At 32.1% G+C, this 2346-nt stretch carries 4 protein-coding genes; all 4 read left to right on the forward strand.

Annotated elements, in window-relative coordinates; genetic code table 11:
* Positions 1-225: 225 nt before the first annotated feature.
* Entirely contained in the window at positions 226-453 is a 228-nt protein-coding gene (locus BBROOKSOX_RS10105; protein WP_139661608.1) for a hypothetical protein, read from the forward strand.
* Between the two features lie 57 nt (positions 454-510).
* A complete protein-coding gene (locus BBROOKSOX_RS10110; RefSeq protein ID WP_139661611.1) occupies positions 511-1032 on the forward strand; it encodes a hypothetical protein in 522 nt (173 codons plus the stop codon).
* Positions 1033-1093: 61 nt separating this feature from the next.
* A complete protein-coding gene (locus BBROOKSOX_RS10115; RefSeq protein WP_139661613.1) occupies positions 1094-1609 on the forward strand; it encodes a hypothetical protein in 516 nt (171 codons plus the stop codon).
* Positions 1610-1741: 132 nt separating this feature from the next.
* Positions 1742-2346, forward strand: a 605-nt coding sequence (locus BBROOKSOX_RS10120) for a carbonic anhydrase (RefSeq protein ID WP_139661616.1), incomplete at its 3' end; no start/stop codon positions are given.

The raw sequence follows: 2346 nt of genomic DNA on the forward strand, positions 1-2346 counted from the left end.
CCAATTTTTTGCCCACTTGGTGATTTCTTTAAACCTTGTCCTAGCAGGACTAAGGCTGGGTTTAAAAAATCGCCAAGTGGGTGAAAAGTGGGTTTCTGATGATTGTTCCTATTTATGCAAAGGTCTCAAATACATATTTGTATAATTCCGTTGTATAGTATATAATTCATATTAATGTTGCACCTAAGTAACTAATGTGCATTAATAATTGTTGGAGAAAAACTAATGAAAATAACTCAATCTAGTATAGAATTTAATAATGTTATGCGTGCAAAAACTAGCATTAATGACACTGAACGGACTGTTAAAACTGTTAAAATTGACAATTATTCTTTTACTAACTCAAATTCTAAGGGTGGTTTTAAGGAAATTAATAGCACCAGTGATTTAAAAGAATTACATAATATTGGCATTGAATCTGCAAAAAAAGTTTTTGCAATAATGAATGATTAATTCACACTAAAATTATAAAAAGCACCTTTTTTAGGTGTTTTTTTTTGAGGTAAAAAAATGATATTTTCAAACGATGAAACTGTAGATTATTCTGAAATCATGATATTAATTGATGGTTTTGTTGAGGCAAATGCTGCAATAATTGTCGTTAATGAAGACAAATTATTCCACATGATAAAAAGAATTCATGCTGAATTTCCATGTATTAACGGTGCGAATAATGCAAATGTTTTTAAAAAATCAGCCGCTTTTTTATGTGAATTTGTTGGCGAACAAGTAGTAGAAAGTTTTGAATGTCAAATGTCGGACAAACTTAAGAAAATAACAAATAACGGAAGTGCAATTATTGCTTTTTATATTGTTACCACAATGTTGAACAAAGCAACAGTGCAAGATGGAGAAAAAAGCATACAAAATTCTATTGAATTATCAAAACATTCCTATATTGATATTATTGATGCCTTAAGCCACATTACCCTACAAGGGAGTTTTATGCTGGTTACCGTTTTATTGGAGCAGTTAGTGTATAAAACAAACTCTAATTTGCAATACAATATCCATAAATTATCAACCACCTAAACCGACCGCTAACGCGTCGGCTGAATTCAAACGTTACACATCAAAGAAATAAGGGGCGTTAGTGGCAATAAAAATAGGAATAGATATGGGTGCAATTAAAGATTTAGTTGGTTTAGTTACGCAGTTAACAGATAGCGTGAAAGATAGGAAGTTTGCCAGTGAACTTCGAAATATTCAAAGCATGATTGGCTCAATACAATCAGAACATGCTCAAATGCATGAGCAGCGCATCAAATTGATGACTGAAAATGCAGAACTTAAGCAAAAAATAATTTCTTTAGAACAGGAAATACTAGATATCAAACAAGGTATTACTGCCAGCAACAATCAAAGCATAAGTAAAACAACCAATGAGGAGGAGAAAATTCTTCTTCTATTATCAGAAACAGAAACAGATAAGACATCAGCACAACAAATTGCATGCCAGTTATCAATTGATCTTACTAAAACAAAATATTGGTTAACAAAGCTAGTAGAAGATGATATGCTGTCACTTTCAGTGTATGTGAACCAGCCAGCCCTATACTACCTAGCACAGGGTGGTCGCGGGTATTTGGTAAAAAATGAACTTATATAAAACCACTAACAATGCGAAAAGCGTCGCGATTTTTGCCTACCACTGAACTAAGTCGTTATACCTTGTGTTGTTAAAGATGATAAAATATATAACTATAACAAACTATTAAATTACAAACAAAAATACAACATTATGAATAAAATTATTACATTATCGATTGCTACAATATTTTTAGCTACAAGTTATGCCAGTCACTCACAAAATATAGAACATCAAAGCCCTCACCACAAAATACATTGGGGGTACAAAGGAGCGATAGGTCCAAGTCATTGGGGAGATATGGATGAAAAATTCTCTATGTGTGGCAAAGGTAAAATGCAAACACCAATTAATATTGTTGCTACAAAAGACATCAGTCTAACGCCATTGGATATTAACTATACAACATCATCAAAAAATGTCATTAATAATGGTCATACAGTTCAAGTAAACATTCAAAGTGGAAGTACCTTAACAATTGAGGGGGAAACATATGAATTAAAACAATTTCATTTTCACACGCCAAGTGAAAATAATATAAATGGCACCTCATACCCTCTTGAAACTCATTTTGTTCATGCTACAAAAGATGGGAAATTAGCAGTTGTTGCTGTGATGTTTAAGAACGGCAGAGCCAATCCAATTTTAGAGAAAATTTGGCATAAATTCCCACTTAAAGAAAACAAAGCGGTATCTATTGATTTAAGTAGTGCTGATATTAAATCTATGATGCCGTCAAATAAAGATTATTATAAATT

This window comes from bacterium endosymbiont of Bathymodiolus sp. 5 South, assembly GCF_900128535.1.
Lineage (GTDB): Bacteria > Pseudomonadota > Gammaproteobacteria > PS1 > Pseudothioglobaceae > Thiodubiliella.

What these genes read in the sequence shown, in the direction of transcription:
- BBROOKSOX_RS10105 (WP_139661608.1), top strand. Translation starts at nt 226, where the DNA reads ATGAAAATAACTCAATCTAGTATAGAATTTAATAATGTTATGCGTGCA.
- BBROOKSOX_RS10110 (WP_139661611.1), top strand. Translation starts at nt 511, where the DNA reads ATGATATTTTCAAACGATGAAACTGTAGATTATTCTGAAATCATGATA.